The sequence below is a fragment of the Ancalomicrobiaceae bacterium S20 genome (genome assembly GCA_040269895.1).
Lineage (GTDB): Bacteria > Pseudomonadota > Alphaproteobacteria > Rhizobiales > Ancalomicrobiaceae > Methyloraptor > Methyloraptor flagellatus.
This window is the reverse complement of sequence record CP158568.1, coordinates 4680257-4702718: the sequence shown is the minus strand read 5'-3', so window position 1 is coordinate 4702718 and position 22462 is coordinate 4680257. Positions and strand designations below refer to the sequence as shown.

The 22462-nt window shown below is 69.5% G+C and carries 14 protein-coding genes; 9 read left to right on the top strand and 5 right to left on the bottom strand.

Translation table 11 applies throughout. From position 1 onward, the window contains the following. Window positions 1–3: 3 nt before the first annotated feature. The gene (ubiG, locus tag ABS361_21265; protein XBY44509.1) at window positions 4–759 is read right to left on the bottom strand and encodes a bifunctional 2-polyprenyl-6-hydroxyphenol methylase/3-demethylubiquinol 3-O-methyltransferase UbiG; all 756 of its coding nucleotides are present in this window, start codon (window positions 757–759) and stop codon (window positions 4–6) included. Between the two features lie 258 nt (window positions 760–1017). On the opposite strand from ubiG, the gene ABS361_21260 reads away from it, so the two are divergent. The 7 genes from ABS361_21260 to ABS361_21230 all read left to right on the top strand — a co-directional run bounded on the left by ABS361_21260 (window position 1018) and on the right by ABS361_21230 (window position 11120). After that, a complete protein-coding gene (locus ABS361_21260) occupies window positions 1018–2271 on the top strand; it encodes an aspartate kinase (protein ID XBY44508.1) in 1254 nt (417 codons plus the stop codon). A gap of 105 nt (window positions 2272–2376) precedes the next feature. Next, on the top strand, window positions 2377–4644 hold the full coding sequence (gene ptsP, locus ABS361_21255) for a phosphoenolpyruvate--protein phosphotransferase (GenBank protein XBY44507.1): 2268 nt from the start codon (window positions 2377–2379) through the stop codon (window positions 4642–4644). A 65-nt stretch (window positions 4645–4709) separates the two neighbouring features. Further along, window positions 4710–5783: a peptide chain release factor 1 gene (gene prfA / locus ABS361_21250; GenBank protein ID XBY44506.1), complete on the top strand. Its 1074-nt coding sequence runs from the start codon at window positions 4710–4712 to the stop codon at window positions 5781–5783. After that, window positions 5780–6712 carry a peptide chain release factor N(5)-glutamine methyltransferase gene (prmC, locus tag ABS361_21245; GenBank protein XBY44505.1) on the top strand — a complete coding sequence of 311 codons (933 nt, stop codon included), beginning with the start codon at window positions 5780–5782 and terminating at the stop codon, window positions 6710–6712. The genes prfA and prmC overlap by 4 nt, the downstream gene beginning before the upstream one ends. Before the next feature lie 515 nt (window positions 6713–7227). Next, complete coding sequence (locus tag ABS361_21240; protein ID XBY44504.1) at window positions 7228–8361, top strand: DUF4167 domain-containing protein; 1134 nt, start codon at window positions 7228–7230, stop codon at window positions 8359–8361. Window positions 8362–8602: 241 nt separating this feature from the next. Continuing rightward, a complete protein-coding gene (locus ABS361_21235) occupies window positions 8603–10231 on the top strand; it encodes a long-chain-fatty-acid--CoA ligase (GenBank protein ID XBY44503.1) in 1629 nt (542 codons plus the stop codon). Window positions 10232–10328: 97 nt separating this feature from the next. Then, entirely contained in the window at window positions 10329–11120 is a 792-nt protein-coding gene (locus ABS361_21230) for a DUF1499 domain-containing protein (protein ID XBY44502.1), read from the top strand. A 22-nt stretch (window positions 11121–11142) separates the two neighbouring features. Here ABS361_21230 and ABS361_21225 read toward each other — a convergent pair whose 3' ends face one another. Continuing rightward, window positions 11143–12054 carry an MBL fold metallo-hydrolase gene (locus tag ABS361_21225; protein XBY44501.1) on the bottom strand — a complete coding sequence of 304 codons (912 nt, stop codon included), beginning with the start codon at window positions 12052–12054 and terminating at the stop codon, window positions 11143–11145. A 181-nt stretch (window positions 12055–12235) separates the two neighbouring features. Here ABS361_21225 and ABS361_21220 point away from each other — a divergent pair, with 181 nt between their 5' ends. Both ABS361_21220 and ABS361_21215 read left to right on the top strand, forming a co-directional pair. Beyond that, window positions 12236–12634 (top strand): hypothetical protein, encoded by a 399-nt coding sequence (locus tag ABS361_21220; protein ID XBY44500.1) that lies wholly within the window; start codon window positions 12236–12238, stop codon window positions 12632–12634. Window positions 12635–12753: 119 nt separating this feature from the next. Further along, window positions 12754–13266: a copper chaperone PCu(A)C gene (locus tag ABS361_21215; GenBank protein ID XBY44499.1), complete on the top strand. Its 513-nt coding sequence runs from the start codon at window positions 12754–12756 to the stop codon at window positions 13264–13266. An 87-nt stretch (window positions 13267–13353) separates the two neighbouring features. Here ABS361_21215 and ABS361_21210 read toward each other — a convergent pair whose 3' ends face one another. From ABS361_21210 to ABS361_21200, 3 genes are read right to left on the bottom strand one after another with little or no spacing between them, the layout of a single operon-like run. After that, a complete protein-coding gene (locus tag ABS361_21210; protein XBY44498.1) occupies window positions 13354–15276 on the bottom strand; it encodes a tetratricopeptide repeat protein in 1923 nt (640 codons plus the stop codon). Beyond that, a complete protein-coding gene (locus ABS361_21205) occupies window positions 15273–21593 on the bottom strand; it encodes a tetratricopeptide repeat protein (protein XBY44497.1) in 6321 nt (2106 codons plus the stop codon). Before ABS361_21205 ends, ABS361_21210 begins: the two co-directional genes overlap by 4 nt. Window positions 21594–21599: 6 nt before the next feature. Next, window positions 21600–22367: a CmcI family methyltransferase gene (locus ABS361_21200; protein XBY44496.1), complete on the bottom strand. Its 768-nt coding sequence runs from the start codon at window positions 22365–22367 to the stop codon at window positions 21600–21602. Window positions 22368–22462: the final 95 nt, after the last annotated feature.

Sequence of the window (22462 nt, the reverse complement as noted above, 5' to 3'; positions counted from 1 at the left end):
GGCTCAGCCGAGCGAAGGCCGTCCGGCCGCCATCATGTAATTGACGTCCATGTCGCGCGGATCGGCGGACCAGCGGTCGGTCAGCGGATCGTAGCGCACGCCGCTCTCGTCGACCGGATCGAGCCCGGCCGCGCGCATCGCCTCGGCGAGCTCGCGCGGCCGCACGAACTTCGACCATTGATGCGTGCCCGGCGGCAGCCAGCGCAGCACGTATTCGGCGCCGACGATCGCCAGCGCGAACGACTTCAGCGTGCGATTGAGCGTCGACATGACGAGCAGCCCGCCGGGCTTGACCATGGTGGCGCAGGCCGAGACGAACAGGTCGACGTCGGCGACATGCTCGACGATCTCCATCGCGAACACCACGTCGAAGCGCTCGCCGGCCTCGGCCAGCGCCTCCGCCGTGGTCGCGCGATAGTCGATCGCGACGCCCGTCTCGGCCGCATGGGCCTTGGCGACCTCGATGTTGATCTCCGAGGCGTCGGCCCCGACCGTCTCGGCGCCGAGCCGCGCCAGCGGTTCGGTCAGCAGCCCGCCGCCGCAGCCGATGTCGAGCACGCGCAGCCCCTCGAAGGCGGTCGCGCTCTTCACATCGCGGCCGAAGCGGTCGCAGACGATCTGCTTGATCCAGCCGATCCGGACCGGATTGATCGCGTGCAGCGGCCGGAATTTGCCGCGCGGGGCCCACCACTCGGCCGCCATGGCGGAGAAATTCCGGATCTCGGCGTCGTCGACGGTGGTGCGGGCGTTGGCGGTCATCGGCGGGCATCCTCGGTTCGGCGCGGAGGGTAGGCCGGAACGCGCGGCGGTCAAGCGCGGAGTTCACCGCGGCTGCGAGCGGGTGCTCCGTTCCATGACCGACACGCCCGCCGCATCCGGAACACCGCGAGCCCTGCAATTGATTGCGCGACCCGCACCTTTCCTTTAAGAACCCGGCCGCTGATCGGCGGCTCGGCCGCCTCCTCCACATGCGGGAAGCAGCGCCTCCCCGCGCCCACCTCGAAGTTCGGCAGTGCCATGGCCCGTCTGGTGATGAAGTTCGGCGGTACGTCCGTCGCCAATATCGAGCGCATCCGGAACGTGGCCCGGCACGTCAAACGCGAAGTCGAAGCCGGCAATCAGGTCGCCGTCGTGGTCTCCGCCATGGCCGGCGTGACCAACCAGCTGGTCGGCTACTGCACCGAGGCCTCCAAGCTGCACGATGCGCGCGAATACGACGCCGTGGTCGCCTCGGGCGAGCAGGTGACGTCGGGTCTGCTGGCGATCGTGCTGCAGGACATCGGCATCGATGCGCGCTCCTGGCAGGGCTGGCAGATCCCGCTCGAGACCGACGGCGCGCATGGCGCGGCCCGCATCATGAACATCGACGGGACGAAGCTGATCGAGCGGATCTCCGGCGGCCAGGTCGCGGTGATCGCCGGCTTCCAGGGCATCGGCCCGGACGGCCGCCTCGCCACCCTCGGCCGCGGCGGCTCGGACACCTCGGCGGTGGCGATCGCCAAGGCGATCGAGGCCGACCGCTGCGACATCTATACCGACGTCGACGGCGTCTACACGACCGACCCGCGCATTGTGCCGAAGGCGCGCCGGCTCGAGAAGATCGCCTTCGAGGAGATGCTCGAGATGGCCTCGCTCGGCGCGAAAGTGCTGCAGGTCCGCTCGGTCGAGCTCGCGATGGTGCACAAGGTGCGCACCTTCGTGCGATCCTCCTTCGACGACCCCGACACGGTCGGCGTCGACGCCAACGGAAATCCCCCGGGAACCCTCATTTGTGACGAGGACGAGATCGTGGAAGCCCAGGTCGTGACCGGCATCGCCTATTCGAAGGACGAGGCCCAGATTTCGCTGCGCCGCGTCGCCGACAAGCCCGGCGTCGCCGCCGGCGTGTTCGGCCCGCTCGCCGAGGCCAACGTCAACGTCGACATGATCGTGCAGAACACCTCGGCCGACGGCTCGACCACCGACATCACCTTCACGGTCCCGAACGCCGACCTCGCCCGCACCCTCAAGGTGCTCGAGGAGGCCAAGGAGAAGATCGGCGCGACCTCGATCGAGAGCGCGATGGACGTGGTCAAGGTGTCGGTGATCGGCATCGGCATGCGCAGCCATGCCGGCGTCGCCTCGACCTGCTTCGAGGCGCTGGCGTCGAAGGGCATCAACATCCGCGCGATCACCACCTCCGAGATCAAGATCTCGGTCCTGATCGACGCGGCTTATGCGGAACTGGCGGTTCGCACTTTGCATTCGGCCTACGGTCTCGATAAGCATTGATGTGAAGGATCGTTCGGCGCGTCGCGCTCCGGACGATCGACGTCGGATGCCGGATCCGCCGGGGTGGCGACACCGCCTCGTCGATCCATCGGGGGGATCGGATTCATGCGGGCCTCACCCGCCGCGCCGCGCCTGCTGCTGCGTCGCCTTCGCGAGGTGCTCGCGGAGCCGATCAGCCCGCAGGAGCGCCTGGACAAGATCGTCGACCAGATCGCGACCAACATGGTCGCGGAGGTCTGCTCCGTCTATGTGCTGCGCGCCGACGACGTCCTCGAGCTGTTCGCCACCGTCGGTCTGAACCGCGAAGCCGTCCACCAGACGGTCATGCGCGTCGGCGAAGGTCTCGTCGGCCTCATCGCCGCCGACGCCCGCTTCCTCAATCTCTCCAACGCCCAGTCGCATCCCGCCTTCGCCTACAAGCCGGAGACGGGCGAGGAGATCTTCAACTCCTTCCTCGGCGTGCCGATCCTGCGCGCCGGCCGGACGCTCGGCGTCCTGGTCGTGCAGAACAAGGCGCATCGCACCTACGCCGAGGAAGAGGTCGAGGCGCTGCAGACCACCGCGATGATCATCGCCGAGATGATCGCCGCCGGTGGCCTCGAACCCCTGTCGAGGGCCGGCGGCGCGCTCGATCTGAAGCGCGCGGTGCAGCTGAAGGGCCTGTCGCTCGCCGAAGGCGTGGGCCTCGGCCATGTCGTGCTGCACGAGCCGCGCGTCGTCGTCTCCAACCTGATCGCCGACGACGCCAACCGCGAAATGGTCCGCCTCGACGGCGCGATCGAGAAGCTGCGCATCTCGGTCGACGACCTCTTGTCCCGGACGGAAAGCGACGGCGGCGGCGAGCACCGCGACGTGCTCGAAGCCTACCGCATGTTCGCCTACGACCGCGGCTGGGTTCGCAAGATGGAGGAGGCCGTCCGCAACGGCCTCACGGCCGAAGCCGCCGTCGAGAAGGTCCAGTCCGACACCCGCGCGCGCATGCTGCGCCAGACCGATCCGTACCTGCGCGAGCGGCTTCACGACTTCGACGCGCTGGCGAACCGTCTGTTGCGCGAACTGATCGGCAAGCCGCACGGCGGCACCGGGCTCCTGCCCAGGGACGCCGTGATCATCGCCCGCAACATGGGCGCGGCCGAGCTGTTCGACTACGACCGCGAGCGTCTGCGCGGCCTCGTGCTCGAAGAGGGCGCGCCGACCAGCCATGTCACGATCGTCGCGCGCGCGATCGGCATCCCGGTGGTCGGCCAGCTCGAGGGCGCGGTCAGCCTGGTCGAGACCGGCGACGCGATCATCGTCGACGGCGAGGCCGGCATCGTCCACCTGCGCCCGGCCTCGGACGTCGAGTCCGCCTATGCCGAGAAGGTTCGCTTCCGCGCCCGCCGGCAGGCGCAGTACCGGCGCCTGCGCTCGCGCCCGGCCTCGACCAAGGACGCCCAGGACGTCCAGATGCTGCTCAATGCCGGCCTGATGGTCGACCTGCCGCATCTGGAGGAGGCCGGCGCCGCCGGCATCGGCCTGTTCCGCACCGAACTGCAGTTCATGGTCGCCTCGTCCTTCCCGCGCATGGCCGAGCAGGAGGCGCTCTATCGCAAGGTGCTGGAGACCGCCGGCGAACGGCCGGTGACCTTCCGCTCGCTCGACATCGGCGGCGACAAGGTTCTCCCCTACGTGCATGCCTTCGAGGAGGAGGAGAACCCGGCCATGGGCTGGCGCGCGATCCGCCTCGGCCTCGACCGGCCGGGCCTCTTGCGCACCCAGATCCGCTCGCTCCTCAAGGCCGCCGGCGGCCGCGACCTGCGGCTGATGTTCCCGATGATCACCGAGATCTCGGAATTCGAGCGGGCGCGCGACATGGTCGAGCGCGAGAAGAACTTCCTGAAGAAGCACGGCTACAAGCTGCCGGATACGGTCAAGCTCGGCGTCATGATCGAGGTGCCGAGCCTCTTGTTCCAGCTCGACGAGCTGTTCAGCGTCGTGCACTTCGCCTCGGTCGGCTCCAACGACCTTCTGCAGTTCACCATGGCGTCCGACCGCGGCAACACGCGCCTCGCCGGCCGCTACGATCCCTTGTCGCGGCCGTTCCTGCGCGTCCTGAAGACGATCCTCGACAAGGCGCTCGAACACCATGTGCCGCTGACGCTCTGCGGCGAGATCGCCGGCCGGCCGCTCGAGGCCATGGCGCTACTGGCGCTCGGCTATCGCTCGATTTCGATGTCGCCGTCGTCGATCGGTCCGGTCAAGGCCATGCTGCTCGACCTCGACGTCTCGCGGCTCAGGGCCCGGCTGCTGCCGCGCCTCGATGCCGCCCGCCCGGCCGGGGATATGCGGCAATTTCTCCGGGACTATGCCGAGGAGCAGGGCATTCCGGTCTAGCGGGCTCGGTCCGATTGGCCTAACCCTCGCCCGTCCCGGAACGCCGCCCGATCCAGAAGAGTCCGATGCTGTCCCGCGAGAAACTCGATTCCGTCCTCGATCGCTTCGCCGTCATCGAGGCGCGCATGGCCGCGGGCGCGGAGTCGGACACCTATGTCCAGCTGTCGCGCGACTACGCCGAGCTCGAGCCGATCGCGCTGAAGATCCGCGACCTGCGCCGCGCCGAGGCCGATCTCGAAGGCGTCGAGCACCTGCTCGACGATCCGGCGACCGATGCGGACATGAAGGCGCTGGCCGAGGGCGAGCGCGACGAGGCCGCCGCCCGTGTCGAGGCGCTGACCCATGAAGTCCAGCTGCTGCTCCTGCCCAAGGACGCCGCCGACGAGCGCGGCATCATCCTCGAAGTCCGCGCCGGCACCGGCGGCGACGAGGCGGCGCTGTTCGCCGGCGACCTGTTCCGCATGTACGAGCGCTATGCGGCGAACCACGGCTGGAAGGTCGAGGTGGTCTCGGCCAGCGAAGGCGAGGTCGGGGGCTACAAGGAGATCATCGCGACCGTCGAGGGCCGCGGCGTCTACGCGCGGCTGAAGTTCGAATCGGGCGTCCACCGCGTCCAGCGCGTGCCGGCGACCGAATCGAGCGGCCGCATCCACACCTCCGCCGCGACGGTGGCCGTGCTGCCCGAGGCAGAGGAAGTCGATCTGGCAATCGACGAAGCCGACCTGCGCTACGACTATTTCCGCTCCTCCGGCGCCGGCGGCCAGCACGTCAACAAGACCGAGAGCGCGGTGCGCATCACCCACATGCCGACCGGCGTTGCGGTCGCGGTGCAGGAGGAACGCTCGCAGCACCAGAACAAGGCGCGCGCGCTGCAGCTGCTGCGCGCCCGGCTCTACGAGGCCGAGCGCGAACGGCTGGCGGCAAACCGGGCCGAGGCGCGCAAGGTGCAGGTCGGCTCCGGCGACCGGTCCGAGCGCATCCGCACCTACAATTTCCCGCAGGGCCGCGTCACCGACCACCGCGTGAACCTGACGCTCTACAAGCTCGACGAGGTTCTGGCCGGCGTCGCGCTCGACGAGATCGTCGATGTCCTGGTGACCGACCATCAGGCGGCGCTGCTGGCCGCGGAGGACGCGTGAGCGCGGCCGACCACGCTACCGCCCTCGCCGCCTGGGTCGCGCGGGCCGAGGCAGGTGCATCGCTGTCGGAACTGTCGCGCGGGCTCCGCAATCTCATCGCGAGCGCCGGCATCGGGCCAGCCGAGATCGAGGCCCGCGCCCTGGTCGGCCACGCGACCGGTCTCGATCTGACCGGTATCGTGCGCCATGGCGGCGAACCGCTGTCACGACCCGCGATCGCAACCCTCGCCGAAGCGGCGCGGCGCCGGCTCGCGGGCGAGCCGCTCGCCCGCATTCTCGGCGTGCAATCCTTCTATGGCCGCGATTTCCGCCTCTCGCCCGAAACGCTGGTGCCGCGCGCCGACACAGAGGCATTGGTCGACGCCGTGCTCGATCACTGGCGCGAACGGCCGCGAACGGCCGCCTCGAATGTCCCAGGCCCCATCTTCGCGGACCTCGGCGTCGGCTCCGGCGCGATCCTGGTGACGCTGCTCGCCGAACACCCGGACGCGACCGGCGTCGCGACCGATCTGTCGCTCGACGCGCTCGCGACCGCCCGCGCCAACGCCGAACGACACGGCGTCGGCGCGCGCGCGCTGTTCCTGCGCTCGTCGTACTCGGATGCTCTGGCGGAGGGCCGCTTCGACGCGATCGTCTCCAATCCGCCTTATATCAGGACCGACGTGATCGACACGCTCGAGCGCGAGGTCCGCGAACACGACCCGCACCTCGCGCTCGACGGCGGCGCCGACGGCCTCGACGCCTACCGGGCGATCGCCACCGATTCGCGCCGCGTGCTCAGACCCGACGGCCTCCTCGCCGTCGAGATCGGTCACGATCAGGGTCAATCCGTACCATCGATCCTCGCGCGTGCCGGTTTCACAGAAATTCGAGTATCCCCGGATCTCGTAGGGCGTGACCGCGTTGTAACAGCACGGCGCAGATCATGAAAAAATCGACGATTCCGTGCCATGATCGTCGCTTCCGAGGAAAATAACCCTTGGAAATCGTCGCGGGAATGGCTACGTTCCGAGCGCCGAGACAAGGCGTCTGCGAACTGTAGCCAGTAGGGCCGGCATCCTCCCCCCTTGAAAACATTCCGAGCGGGGGATCGCTCCGGTGGTCTGATTATCTCAGCGCGACGTCGACGATCAGATCCGGGACCGATCCGAGTGAAGGATCATTCCTCGATCCGTGACGGCCTCGGTTCGTCTTCAGCCGAACAGGGCTTCAGGAGCCTGATGACGAATCATCTCACGCACCGGCTCGATAGCCGGACGCATCGCGCGATGATTCCTGGCTTTCGTCCGAGCCCCAGCCGGTCTGCCGACCGGCCGGCGGTCGCGCTTCCTGACAGGAGCGTCCTGGCAGGGGGCATCGTCGCCGGCGGTTTCGGGACCCGGCGCCGAGACGCGAAGACGCGGGACATGAGCCTTCAACGCTTCCCGGAAGAGATTGCATCATAATGCGGCAGGGTAATTCGAAACAGAGAATGCGCGGTCGCGGTGGCAACCAAGGTGGTGGCAACCGCAAGGGCCCGAACCCTCTGAGCCGGTCGTACGAGTCGACGGGCCCGGATGTGAAGATCCGGGGCACCGCGCTTCATATCGCCGAGAAATACGTGAGCCTCGCCCGGGACGCGCAGTCGAGCGGCGACCCGGTGCTTGCTGAGAATTATCTCCAGCACGCCGAACACTATTATCGCGTCATCGCCGCCGCCCAGGCGCAGATGCAGCAGCCGATCCAGATCGTCCGTTCCGACATCCAGAACGACGACGAGGACGAGGACGATTTCGACACCGCCGACCCGCGCGCCGCCGCTGCGGCGATGCAGGGTGAGGCGCCGCAGCCCTACAGCGACGAGCAGCCGAGCCTCGATGCCGCCTATGGCGAGCGCATCATGGGCGACCGTCCGGAGCGCATGGAGCGTGGCGATCGTCGGCCGATGAACGGCAACGGCCGTCACTTCCGCGATCGTGGCGACCGCATGGAGGGCCGCAACCAGGGCGACCGTGGGCAGGGCGAACGCGGCCAGGGCGAACGCAATCAAGGCGACCGCAACGGCGACCAGCCGCGCGAGCCCCGCGCCCCGCGCGGCGACCGTCCCGACTATCGCGAGCGTCGCGAGATGCGCGGCCCGCGTGGCGATTTCGGCGGCGAAGGTCGCGGCGAGTATCGCGAGCGGCCCGAACGCGCCGAGCGTCCTGAACGGACCGAGCGTAGCGAACGCCCGGAGCGTGCCGAACGCCCGGAGCGTGCCGAACGCCCGGAGCGCGCCGAACGCGAGTATCGCGAGCCGCGCGCCGAGCGTGCCGCGCCGGTCGCCGACGAGTCGCCGATCAGCAGCCATGCCGATCAGCTCCCGGCCTTCCTGACCGGCACCCGCACCTCGCGGGCCGCCGCTGCCGCGGCCGCCGCCCAGGCGGAACCGGCGGCGCCGGCGCCGATCGAGGCCGAAGCCGCCCCGGCGGCCGAGGACGATGCCGCCCCGCGCCGCCGCACCCGCGGCGCCCGTGGTCGCGGTCGCCGGCCGGAGTACCAGCCGGGCGAGGGCCTCGCCGAGGCCGCGGCCGCCGCGCCGGCCGGCTCGGACGAGTGATCGGTCGAGCCATGTGAGATCGGTCGCCCGAAAAGGCGATCCAGAAAGGCCGCGGACAGCATCCGCGGCCTTTTCTTTGGCCTGAGCCCCCGCGTGTCGCGCCGGCCGCCGCCCCTCTTCCCGCAGCAGCATTATCCTGACGTATCCGGCAAGCTCCGTCTGGACAGCACCCGCGGCCCGCGCGATGCTGACGGCCGAAATCGAGAGTGGATTCAATCCACCGCGAACGGGAGGACGTCGCATGCAGGGCCTGATGCAGCACTGGCCGCTCATCTGCACCAAGATCATCGATCACGCCGCCGCGCAGCATCCGAACCGGCTCGTGCTGAGCCGTTCGGTCGAGGGCCCGCTGCACCGGACCAACTACGCCGAGGTGCGCAGCCGGGCCCTCAAGGCGGCCAAGCGGCTGACCCGGGACGGCATCGTGCTCGGTGACCGCGTCGCGACACTCGCCTGGAACACCTGGCGCCACCTGGAAGTCTGGTACGGCCTGCTCGGCATCGGCGCGATCTACCACACGGTCAATCCGCGCCTGTTCCCCGACCAGATCGTCTGGATCGTCAACGACGCCGCCGATCGCATGCTGTTCGTCGACCTGACCTTCGTGCCGCTGGTCGAGAAGCTGATCGACCGGATGCCGACGATCGAGAAGATCGTCGTGCTGACCGATGCCGCCCACATGCCCGCGACGACCCTGCCGAACGCGGTCGCTTACGAGGACTGGCTGGCGGAGGCCGACGACGACTTCCGCTGGGCGGCCTTCGACGAAACCACCGCCGCCGGCATGTGCTACACCTCCGGCACGACCGGCCATCCGAAGGGTGTCGTCTATTCGCACCGTTCCAACGTGCTGCACGCCTTCCAGGCCACCATGCCCGACATGATGGGCGTCGGTTCGCGCGACGTGATCATGCCCGTCGTGCCGATGTTCCACGCCAACTGCTGGTCGCTCGCCTTCACCACGCCGATGATCGGCGCGTCGCTGGTGCTGCCCGGCCCGAAGCTCGACGGCGCCTCGGTGCACGAGATGCTCGAGGTCGGCGGCGTGACCTTCACCGCGGCCGTGCCGACCGTCTGGCTGATGCTCTTGCAGCACCTCGACCAGACCGGCGGCGCGCTCTCGAGCCTGAAGCGCGTGGTGATCGGCGGCTCGGCCTGCCCGCGCGCGATCACCGAGGCGTTCATGCGCCGCTACGGCGTCGAGGTCCGTCACGCCTGGGGCATGACCGAGACGAGCCCGCTCGGCACGATCTGCTCGGTGAAGCCGGAGACGCTGACGTCCACGGTCGAGGAATGGCTCGACCTGCAGACCAAGCAGGGCATCCCGCCGTTCGGCGTCGAGATGAAGATCACCGACGACGAAAATCGCGCCCTGCCGCACGACGGCACCACCTTCGGCCGGCTGAAGGTGCGCGGACCGGCGATCGCCTCGGGCTATTACAAGGGCATCGGCGCGGAAGCCTTCGACGCCGACGGCTTCTTCGATACCGGCGACGTCGCCACCATCGACCCGAACGGCTACATGCAGATCACCGACCGCGCCAAGGACGTGATCAAATCCGGCGGCGAGTGGATCTCCTCGATCGACATCGAGAATCTGGCGGTCGGCCATCCGGATGTCGCCGAGGCGGCCGTGATCGGCATCGCGCACCCGAAATGGGACGAGCGGCCGCTGCTCGTCGTCGTGCCGAAGAAGGACCGCACGCCGACCCGCGAGGCGCTGCTCGACTATCTCTCCGGCCGCATCGCCAAATGGTGGATGCCGGACGATGTCGTCGTGGTCGAGGAGATCCCGCACACCGCGACCGGCAAGATCCAGAAGACCACGCTGCGTGATCGCTTCCGCGACTATCGCCTGCCGACCGCCTGACGTGTTCGCGCGTCGGCAGGGCTGGTCGAGCGGGGGGCGAATGGCATAAACAGACGGGTGATCGATCCTTCGCCCGAGCCGCGGACGCCCCTCGCCGATGCCGTTCCAGTACAAGCCCAGCACATCGCGATCGGCCCGGCTCGCCCGGCGTCTGGGCTCGCTCGGCCTGCCTGTGCTGGTGATCGCCGCGGTCGGCCACCATTTCGACTGGCTCGGCACCGACCACGCGCTCGCCGCGCTGCTGGTCGGCTTCGGCCTCGCCGCGCTGGCGCTTCTCGCCGGCATCATCGGCCTGATCGTGATCTGGAACGAGGGCGACCTCGGCGCGACCGACGCCGCGCTCGGCATCGTCTACGCGCTGATCGCGCTCGCGCCGCTGGCACCGCTCGGCTATGAGCTCTGGCGCTATCCGAAGCTGACCGACATCTCGACCGACATCATCGATCCGCCGCTCTACCGCTCCGCCGCGCTGCTTCGGGCCGGCCACGACAACAGCGCCCGGCCGCCCTCGCCCGAGGCGCTGAAGCTGCAACGCGCGGCCTATCCCGACATCGTCACCCGGCGCTTCTCGGTCGGCTCGGATCTGGTCTACGTCGCCGCCAAGAAGGTGGTCGAGCGGCACGGCTGGCAGATCCTCGAGGCGCAGCCGCCGAAGGACGACAACGATCGCGCCCGCATCGAGACCGTCGCGCGCACCATGATCATGGGCTTTGCCGAGGATATCGTGATCCGCATCGTCGGCGAGCCGAGCGGCGCCCGCATCGATATCCGCTCGTCGTCCCGTTTCGGCCGGCACGACCTCGGCGACAATGCCCGCCGCATCCGCGCCTTCCTGGCCGAGCTCGATACCGCCATGGCCGAGAGCTACGGCCAGTCGTCGGGCGACTGACCGGCGTCATGGCCCCGGCGCCTCAATCCACGAGCCGGTAGCGGGCCAGCACCGACGGCACCCCGTCGCTCGCGACGACCCCACGGCCGACCAAGTCCTCGATCTGCGCCAGCACCGACAACGCCGCCGCCCCGTGGAGCGCGCGATCGACGTCGGCATAGATCACCGCCACCATGTCGGGGATGGTCTCGTCGCCGGCCGCGAGCCGATCGAGGATCGCCCGCTCGCGGCCGCGTCGATGCCGGCGCAGCGCATCGACGAACTCGTGCGCCTCGACCACCGCGCCGCCGTGCCCCGGCAGATAGACCGTTTCCGCGCGTGCCGAGAGGCGATCGAGCGAGGCCATGTAGTCGGCCATCGCGCCGTCGGGCGGCGCGACAATCGAGGTCGACCACGCCATGACATGGTCGCCGGAAAAAAGTTGGGGCGTGCCGAAGAGCGCGAAGGCGAGGTGGTTCGCCGTATGCCCCGGCGTCGGCACCGCCTCGAGCATCCAGCCCGCGCCGGCAACGGTCCCGCCCGCACCGAGCACGACGTCGGGCACGAAATCCTTGTCGCCGGAGGCATCCATCGGGTGCGCTTCGCCGGCCGCGAGCGGTCGTGCCGGCCGATGCGGCCCCTCGCCATAGGTCGGCGCGCCGGTCAGTGCCTTCAGCCGCGCCGCCGCCGGCGAATGATCGCGATGGGTGTGCGTCACCAGGATCGCGGCGACCGGCCGTCCGCCGATCGCCCGGACCAGCGCCTCGACATGTGCCGGATCGTCGGGACCGGGATCGATCACGGCCAGCTCGGTCTCGCCGACGATGTAGCTGTTGGTGCCCTTCCAGGTGAACGGCCCCGGATTTGCGGCCGTCACCCGCCGAACGCCGGGCGCGACCTCGACCGCCTCGCCATGACGCGGATCGAACTGGCGATCGAACTTCGGTCCGGACATCGGCACCTCCTCGCGGGACGGGCTTTCGCGATAGCACGCCGGAGGCGGGCAGGCGAGGCAACCGGCCGTGCGAGCGCGAAGTGCCGCAGCACTTGCGCTGGCGCAAGCATTCGGTCGGGAGCCGCACGGATCGGCGATCCACACCATTGACCGGCCGGGCGCTCGCGCCTAACCATCGCGCATGGCCAAGCGCGGCGACCATAGGCACCAGCCCTCCTCGCGGATCGAGCGGACGATCGTCGCCGTTCTCGCGACCTATGCGCTCGTGCTTCAGGTGCTGATCACCGGTCTCGGCGCCGGCGCGATGGCCTCGCCCTTCGATGCCGCCTTCGCCATCTGCGAGAGCGGCGCCGCGCATTCGGATCAGGTGCCGGGTCAGCCAGGTCAGGGCCACGGCCTCGACCAGTGCTGCCTCGGCCACTGCGCCGGCACCGCCGCCGCGCCGCCAACGGCTCCCGCTTCGGCCGGGCTCGCGCGTGAGATCGTCCTCGCGACGCTGACCGCAACGCCTGCCGACGAGATCGTCACGCCGGCCGCGCACCCGCCGCTCGGCTCACGTGCCCCACCGGCCGTCGCCTGACGCGATCCCGCCGCGCACCCCGCGCGACAAGACCCCAGTCACAGCTCTGATCGGATTCAGCAAGGGCAGGACCGCGGACCCGTGAGCGTCCGGCCGCCCCGTCACAGGATGCCATCCCCATGACCAACACTGCTTTCACCCGCCGCGCCGCCCTCGCCCTCGGCCTCGCCGCCACGCTCGGCCTCGGCGTCGCCGCCCCGGCCCTCGCCCATGGCTACAAGCTCGGCGCGCTGTCGATCCACCACCCGTGGACGCGCGCCACCGCCCCCGGCGCCAAGGTCGCCGGCGGCTTTTTCGAGGTGAAGAACGACGGCAAGGAGGCCGACAAGCTGATCGGCGGCACGTTCGAAGGCGCCGAGCGCTTCGAGGTCCACGAGATGAAGGTCGAGAACGGCGTCATGACCATGCGCCAGGTCCAGGGCGGCCTGGCCATCCCGGCCGGCGGCAGCGTGACGCTGAAGCCGGGTAGCTATCACGTCATGCTGATGGGCCTGAAGTCGTCGCTCTCGGAAGGCGAGCGGATCAAGGGCACGCTGAAGTTCGAGAAGGCCGGCTCCGTCGACGTCGAATTCGTCGTCGAGGCGATGTCCGCGAAAGACAGCAAGGACCCCGCGCACAAGCACGGCTCGTGAGCCCTGCCGACAGCAAGACGGCGGCGCCTCGGCGCCGCCGCACTGCCTCGAAAGGCGGGGATCTGGAACGCCGAACCTTTCGCCAGCTCAGGCGGCGCCGGCGAGCCGGCTGGCGCACCAGTCGCGCCAGAACCCGAGATAGCCTTCCTCGGTCGCGCGGGCGAGGCCCGGCGCGTCGAACATCGGCGAGGCCTCGAACCGCGGCCTGAGCTCGGCGCGGAGCTTGGCGAGCGCCGGCAGGTCCGCAACCGCCGCGACCGCCCGCTCGACGTAGGCTTCCTTGGTCGGCGCCACCCAATCATCCATGCCGAGACTGCCGAGGATCATCGCGCCGAACCGGCCGACCGACGGCCGATCGGCCAGCGACACCACCGGAACGCCCATGTAGAGCGCCTCGATCGTCGTCGTGCCGGCATTGTGCGGGAACGGATCGAGCGCGACGTCGATGTCGCCATAGGCGGCCCAGGTTCGCGGCTGCGGCTGGGTGTAGACCATGAGCAGCCGCTCGCGCGGCACATCATGCTTGGCGAATCGCGCCGCGAAAGCCGCTTGGGTCGATTCCTCGGCGAACACCTTGGTGTTGAGCACCAGCCGAGAATTCGGCACCCGCTTCAGGATCTCGGCCCAGACCTCGACGACCCCCTCGTTGATGCGCGCCGTGCGGCTGAACGAGCCGAAGGTGATCGGTCGGCCGCCTCTCAGCGCCGGCAGGTCCGCGACGCCGGGCATGCCGGCCGGCGGCTCGTAGACGAGCGGAATGCGCGGCAGGCGGACGATCTTCTCCGAGAACAGATGCTCCGAACCCGGCGGCGCGATCTTGGCGTCGGCGATGAAGCCGTCGACGGTCGAGAGCCCGCTCGTGTAGCCGGTGCCGAGCATCTGCGCGACCTGCACCGGCGCGGGCTTGCGCGCCAGCGCCAGAAGCCGGTTGCCGGCCGAATGGCCGCCGAGATCGACGATGATGTCGATCTCGTCCCTGGTGATCATCTCCGCGACCGCCGCATCCGACATGCCGACGGTCGAGCGCCAGCGGTCCGCCATCGCCTGGAACCGCGCCGTGACCGGATCCGGATTGGCGACCTCGGCATAGAAGGTCAGTTCGAAACGCGACCGGTCGTGCGCCTTGACCAGCGGCTCGAGGAAGAAGGCGACCGCGTGGTGCTTGAAGTCCGGCGAGATATAGGCGAGCCGGATGCGCCGGTCCGGATCGGGCGTGTTGCGATGCGCGATCACGGCGGGCCGAACCGGCCGGGCATGCACCTCGTCCCACTCGCGATAGAGCGCATAGACCTGTTCGGCGGTGAGATCGGTGCGGTAGTTGGCGCAGAACAGCACGTTCGAACGCGCGATCGAGAAGCCGGGATCGAGCGCGACCGCGCGGCCGTAGCTGTCGCCGGCCTCGATCAGCCGGTCCTGCTGCATCAGGGCCGAGCCGAGATTGTTGTGCGCGTTGATGTTGCGCGGATCGAGCTCGAGCGCCTTGCGCGCCGCCTGTTCGGCTTCGGCCGCGCGACCGGCGACCGCCAGCAGCCAGGCGAGATTGGCCCAGGCATCGGCAAAATCCGGCTTCAGCTCGAGCGCCTTCTTGAACGCCTGGTAGGAGCCCGGAAAGTCGTTGGCGTCCTTGAGGATCAGGCCGAGATTGTTGTGCGCGCCGACGCTCGACGGGTCGCGTTCGATCGCGCCGCGCGCCGCGGCGGCGGCTTCCGGCAGCCGGCCCAGCCGGCGCAGTGCCGCCGCCTTATTGGCGAAGAACTCCGGCACCTGATCGTTGATCGCGATCGCCGCATCCATCGCCGTGACGGTCGTCGGATAATCGCCGCGCCGATAGGCGATCAGACCGCGCAGCTGATGGAGGTCCGCGGTCGCCTTCATGGTCGAGACCGCCTTGTCGATCCAGACCTGCGCGTCGGCCAGTTCGCCCTTCTGGAAATGGCCGAGCGCACGCTGATAGGGCGTCGCGACCTGCAGCTTGGATTGCGGCCGCTGCGGCGGACCCTTGGGCCTCATAGACGTTCTCTCCAGAGCCGGCGGTAGGTGTCTTCGAGCAGTCGCGCGAGCCCTTCGGCGTCGGCGAGCGGCGAGGCGCGGAAGCGGTCGCGCAGTGCGGCGCGCAACCGCGCCAGCCGGTCGAGGTCGGAGGCCGCCTCGACCGCGCGCGCGACATAGCCCGTGACATCGTCGGCGACCCAGTCGGCCATGCCGACCGCGCCGAGGATCGAGGCGCCGAGCCGTCCGACCGACGGCCGCGCCTTCATCGACACGACCGGCACGCCGAGCCACAGGGCCTCGATGGTCGTCGTACCCGCATTGTGCGGAAACGGATCGAGCGCGATATCGACGCCGCCATAGGCGTCCCAGGTCGCCGGCTGCGGCGTGGTGAAGACGAGATCGAGCCGCTCGGCCGCAACCCCGTTCGCCGCGAAACGCGCGCGCATCCGGTCCCGGAACGCCTCTTCCGAGAACGGCTTGGTGTTGAGCACGAGCCGCGCGTTCGGGATCGCGCGCAGGATCTTCGACCAGGCGGCGACCACCTCGTCGTTGATGCGCTCGACCCGGCTGAAGCAGCCGAAGGTCACGAAGCCATTGGTCGCCGCCGGCAGCGGCCCGACCTCGGGCATCAGCCGCGGCGGCTTGTAGGCGAGCGGGATGCGCGGCAGGCGGACGACCTTCTCGGCGAACAGAGCGTCCGCCCCCTCGGGCACCAGCGCCACGTCGGCGAGGAACACGTCGATCGCCGACAGGCCCGAGGTCGTGCCGAGCCCGACCATCTGGCAGACCTGCACCGGCGCCGGCTGGCGTGCCATCACCAGAATGCGGCTGCCGGACGTGTGGCCGCCGAGATCGACCAGCACGTCGATCTCGTCCCTGGCGATCATCGCGGCGAGCGCCGCATCGTCGAGCCCCGTCGTCGACCGCCAGTGGTCGGCGAGCGCCTGGAAGCGCCTCGTGTATTCGTCGGCCGCATAGACCTCCGAATAGAGGAACACCTCGACCTTCGATCGGTCATGCGCGGCAATCATCGGTTCGGTGAAGAAGGCGACCGAATGCGCCCGGAAGTCCGGCGACAGATAGCCGACCTTGAGCCGCCGATCCGGATCGCGGTCGCGGATCGGCATCCGCGTCGCCGGCATCAGCGGCCGCCCGTGCGCCGCATCGAAACGGCGGAACTCCGCCGCGATCGTCTCCGCGTCGAGATCGGCGCGATAGTTGAGACAGAACAGCAGATTGGCATGGCCCGGCACATAGTCGGGCCGGAGCGCCAGCGCGTCCCGGAACGCCTTTTCGGCCTCCTGGAACCGGCCCTGGTCCTGCAACACCACGGCATAGTTCGACAGCGTGCGATGGGTCGCGCCCGAGCGCAGCAGCGCGGTGCGGTAATAGCCCTCGGCCTCCACGGGACGGCCGGTGTGGCGCAACAGAGCGGCGAGCGCCTCATGGGCGTCGGCGCCCGTGGTCTCCAGGAGCACGGCCCGGCGCAGATGCGGCTCGGCCTCGGCATGGCGGTCGAGCGAGATCAGCGCCAACCCGAGCGAGCGCAGCGCCTCGCGATTGTCGGGTGAACCGGCGACCGCACGCGCCAGCACCTCGGCTGCGCCCGCATAATCCTTGCGGTCCATCAGCAGGTTGCCGAGGTTCGCCAGCGCGTCGGCGAAGTTCGGATCGCCCTTGAGCGCCGCGCGATAGGCGGCCTCGGCCTCGGCCGGCCGTCGGGCCGCGCGCAGGATCGCGCCGAGGTTGGAGAAGGTTCCCGGCACCGGCGCGATCGTGGCCGAGCGCTGGACGAGGTCGACGGCCCTGCCGGCATCGCCCTTCCGGAATGCCACGAGCCCGAGCACATGCAGCGCCTCGGCGTCGTCCGGATTGGCGGCGACGAGCCCCTCCGCCACCTTGGCGGCCCCGTCGAGATCGCCGCGGCCGAACAGTGCGAAGGCGATCGCCGCGCCCGACACGGTCGCTTGCGCCGCCGTCGGCGGCTTGGCCCAGGCCGAGAACAGCGCCCGATAGGCCTGTTCCATCGCCGCGGCGAGGCCGCGGCCGTCCATCAGCGGCGAGGCGCGGAACCGGTCGCGCAGACCGGCCCGGAGCGCCGCGAGCCCGTCGAGATCGGCCGCCGCCGCGACCGCCCGCGCGACATAGGCGTCCTCGTCGGCCGCGACCCAGTCCGAGAGCCCGACCGCGCCGAGGATCATGGCACCGAACCGGCCGACCGGCGGGCGGTCCGCCAGCGACAGGACCGGCACACCGAGCCACAGCGCCTCGATGGTGGTCGTGCCGGCATTGTGCGGGAACGGATCGAGCGCAATGTCGATCCCGCCATAGGCGCCCCAGGTCTTCATCTGCGGGTAGGTGTAGACGAGATCGAGCCGATGCCGCGCGATGCCGTGTGCCGCGAAACGCAGCGCGAACTTCTCGGCGTTCTCCTCCTCGGAGAACGGCATGGCATTGAGCACCAGCCGCGACCCCGGCACCGCGTTGAGGATCCGCGACCAGACCGCGATGACGCGCTCGTTGATCCGGACCGGCCGCGAAAAGCAGCCGAAGGTGACATGGCCGTTCGCGAGTGCCGGCAGCGGCCCGACCTCGGGCATGGTCGCCGGCGGCTCGTAGACGAGCGGGATGCGATCGAGCCGGACCACCGTTTCGGAGAACGCCTTCTCGGCGCCGAACGGCACCAGCGTGCGATCGGCGAGGAAGGCGTCCATCGCGGCGAGACCCGAGGTCGCGCCGTGGCCGAGCAGATAGGCGACCTGCACCGGCGCCGGCTTGCGGGCGAGCGCCAGGAGCCGGTTGTCCGAGGTATGGCCGCCCATGTCGACGACCACGTCGATGCGATCCTTGGCGATCTGGGCCGCGACCTCGTCGTCGGTCAGCCCGGCCGTCGGCCGCCAGTGATCGGCGAGCGCCTTGAACCGCGCCGTGATTGCGTCCGGCTCCGGTACCTCGGCATAGAGGAAGAGCTCGACACTCGCCCGATCATGCGCGGCGAGCAGCGGCTCGATGAAGAAGCACGCCGACTTGGCCCGGAAGTCCGGCGAGACGTAGGCGATGCGCAGCCGCCGGTTCGGTTCGCGATCGTTGCCGTACTCGGGCGACGCCGGCAGGAAGCGGCGCGCGTGCATGAGATCCCAGCGGCGGAACTCCGTCAGCACCTCTTCGGCCGTGACCCCGGTCCGGTAGTTCATGCAGAACAGGAAGCTGCCGTGACCGTCCGGCTGATCGGGCTTGGCGGCGATCGCGGCCCGGTAGACCTGCGTCGCCTCTTCGAGTCGCGCCTGATCCTGCAACACGCTGCCGAGATTGTAGCCGATCTCCGGCAGCTTCGGCGCGAGTGCCATGGCCCGGCGGAAGTCGGCTTCCGCCGCCACCGGCCGGCCGCGCTTCATGCGCACGATACCGCGATTGTTGAGCGCCTGCGCGTAGTCCGGATCGACGGCGAGCGCGCCGTCATAGGCCGCTTCGGCCTCCGGAACGCGACCGGCGGCGCGCAGCGCGTTGCCGAGATTGTTCCAGAGCGCCGGCAGCTTGCGATCGATCGCGATGCCGGCCTCAGCCATCTCGATCGCCTCGCGCGGCCGGCCGAGCCGGCGCAACAGGTCGGAGAGATCGGCCATCACGTCGGCGCGCTGCGGCGCCTCCTCGATCGCGCGGCGGAAGCACTGTTCGGCCGCGATGCGCTTCTCGCGCTTGTCGAGGATATTGGCGAGCGAAATCCACTCCTCGACCGCGTCGGGATGTTCCGACAGGTGGTCGCGCAGCACCGTCTCGGCCTCGTCGAACCGCTCCATCGCGCGCAACACGACGACCAGATTACGCCGCGCCACCGTGTGCTCGGGCTCGATCGCCAGCGCGCTGCGATAAATCTCGACCGCAGTCTCGTGCCGACCGATGTGGAAGACGATATCCGCGAGCCGGACGCGCCGGGCGAGATCGCCCGGATTGAGCCCGACCAGCCGGGTCAGCACCTCGGCCGCCTCGACGAGCCGGCCCTGGTCGACCAGCACGTTCGACAGGTTGGCGAGCGCTTCCGCGTGGTTCGGATCGAGCGCCAGCGCCTCGCCGTAAGCCGCTTCGGCTTCCGCGACCCGACCGAGCGCGCGCCTGAGCGCGCCGATGTTGGTCCAGGTCGTCGCCGAGGGCTCGATCGCCGCCGCCCGTTCGAGCGCGGCAAGCGCCCCGGCCCGGTCGCCACGGGCGTGCGCCGAGCCGGCCGCGCGTTGCAGCGCGCCTGCATCGGAGACGGTCGCGCACCAGCGTCGCCACAGATCGCGATAGGCGCCCTCGATCGTGCGCGCGAGGCCCGGCTCGTCGGCGAGCGGCGAGGCGAGAAAGCGCGCGCGGAGCCCCGCACGCAGCTCCGTCAGCGCCTCGATGTCGGTCGCCGCCTCGACGGCGCGATCGACATAGGCGTCGACATCGGCCGCGACCCAATCCTCCAGGCCGACGGCGCCGAGGATCGAGGCGCCGAAACGCCCGACCGGCGGCCGGTCGAGGATCGACACCACCGGCACGCCGAGCCACAGCGCCTCGATCGTGGTCGTCCCGGCGTTGTGCGGAAACGGGTCGAGCGCGATGTCGATCTCGCCATAGGCGGCCCAGGTCTTCGGCTGCGGGCTGGTATAGACGAGCGACAGCTGGTCCTTGGTGACGCCGTGCCGGGCGAAGCGCTTGATCAGCCGCTCGCGATAGGCCTTCTCGGTCAGCGGCTTGGAATTCAAGACCAGCTTCGAGCCCGGCACACGCTCGAGGATGCGCGCCCAGACCTCGATGACCCGGTCGTTGATGCGTTCCAGCCGCGAGAAGCAGCCGAAGGTGATGTGGCCGTTGGTCAGCACCGGCGGCGCGGTCGGCTCCGGCATGCCGGCCGGCGGCCGGTAGGCGAGCGGGATGCGCGGCAGCCGGATCACCTCTTCGGCGAAATAGCGCTCGGCGCCCGGCGGCACCAGGGCCTCGTCGGCGAGGAAGGCATCGATCGCCGAAAGACCCGAGGTCGTGCCGTGGCCGACCATCTGCGCGACCTGTACCGGCGCCACCTTGCGCGCCATGACCAGAATGCGGCTCGACGAGGTGTGGCCGCCGAGATCGACCAGCACGTCGATGCGATCGCGCCGGATCAGCGCCGCGAGCTGCTCGTCGTCGAGCCCGACGGTCGAGCGCCAGTGATCGGCGTAACCCTTGAAGCGCTGGGTATACTCGTCCGCGAGCGGCACCTCCGCATAGAGGAACAGCTCCACCGCCCGCTTGTCGTGGGCCGAGATCAGCGGCTCGCTGAAATAGGACACCGAATGATGCCGGAAGTCCGGCGACAGGTAGCCGACGCGCAGGCGCCGCTCCGGGTCGGGATCGTTGTCGTAGCGCACTTCCGCCGGCATCAGCGGCTTGCCGATCGCCTCGTTGAAGGCACGGAATTCGGCCGCGATGGCCTCGGCGTCGAGATCGGGCCGGTAGTTCCGGCAGAACAACAGGTTGCCGTAGCCGACCACATAGTTCGGCCGCATGGCGAGCGCCTTGCGGAACGTCGCCTCCGCCGCCTCGAACTTGCACTGGCCCTGCAGCGCGGTGCCGAGATTGGCGAGCCAGCGGTACTGATAGGGCTGCAGCTCGTGCGCCCGGCGCGCGGCGCCCTCGGCCATCACCATCTTGCCGTTGCGCAGCAGCAACGCCGACAGATTGCCCTGCGCGATGCCGTAGTCCGGCTTCAGCGTGATCGCCTTCTGATAGGCGTCGAAGCTCTCCGCGTTGCGCTCCATCGCCATGAGCAGCACGCCGAGATCGTTCCAGATCTCGAAATTGCCGGGCTCCTTGTCGATCGCATTGCGGAAGGCGATCTCCGCCTCGGCGAACTTGCCCTGATCCTGCAGCGTCTGCGCCAGCGAGCGCCAGACTTCCGCGCGCGCCGGATCGATCTGCAAGGCCGCGCGATAGGCCTCCTCGGCCTCGACGAACCGGCGCTCGACGCGCATGACATTGGCGAGATTGGCGCGCGCGGTGGCGTTGTTCGGATCGAGCGCGATGGCGCGCCGATGCGCCTGCTCGCCCTCGGCGAGCCGGCCGGCGAGCCGGAGCGCGGCGCCGAGGTTCGAATAGTACTCCGCGACGTCCGGACGCTCGTGGATCGCCTTGACCAGCGATTCACACGCGGCCGCGTAGTTGCCGCGCCGATAGGCGATCACGCCACGGAGCTGGTGCGCATCGGCGCTGGCCGGATCGCCGGCCAGCACCGCGCGTGCGGCCGCCTCGGCGCGTTCGAGATCCCCGGTCTGGTAGGCCCGCACCGCGTCGTCGATCGTCAGCCCGCCCTGGAACTTCGCCCCCCGCGCCGCCATGGACCCTCACCCGATGCGCTCGAGGAAGCAGTGCGGCCAATAGGTGACCCGCGACGTGACGAGGCCCTCGTTGAACGGGAAGGCCGGCTCGTGGAGCCGGAATTCGGGATGCGCGGCGGCGAATTCCTTCGCGGCCTCGGCCGGATTGTTCCAGTCCCAGTCGGGCGCGGAGCGCGGCGCGCCGACCACCTCGCCCATGATGCCGTCCGTCGCCACGATGAAGGATCCCGGCGTCACCAACGGGCCATAGGCCTCGAGCTCGGCGCGGACATGGTCCTTGGTGTGGTTGGAATCGAGCAGCACCAGCACGGTCTCGCCCGGCTTCACGAGCGCCTTGACCTGATCGACGATCTCCGGCGCGGTCGAGGAGCCTTCGACCAGCGTGATGTAGGGCATCAGCGGATGCGCCTCGATCGCCGTGCGATTGTGCTTGCGGATCTCGATGTCGATGCCGACGATCCGGCCCTTCTCCATCGCCTTGCACAGCGAGGCGTAGAAGATCAGCGAGCCGCCGTGGGCGACGCCGGTCTCGATGATCACATCCGGCTGGACCTTCCAGATGATCTCCTGGATGCGGACCATGTCGTCGGGGAGCTGGATGATCGGCCGCCCCATCCAGGTGAAACCGTAGACGTATTTCGTGTCCCAGCCGACCCGGAGCCAGGCTTTCGACACTGCGTCGAAAGCCTCCGCGCTCGCCATCGGGTGCCGGACCTCGCTGCCGTCGGCGGCGCGGACCACGACTTCGGCCTTGGCCTCGTCGATGATGATCATTGCGTCAGCATACCCCCATGCGGCCGGTTTCCGGCCGGCCCGGCGCGACCGCGCGGGCTCATCCCTTTTCCACAGGTGAGGTGTAGCTGATTCGC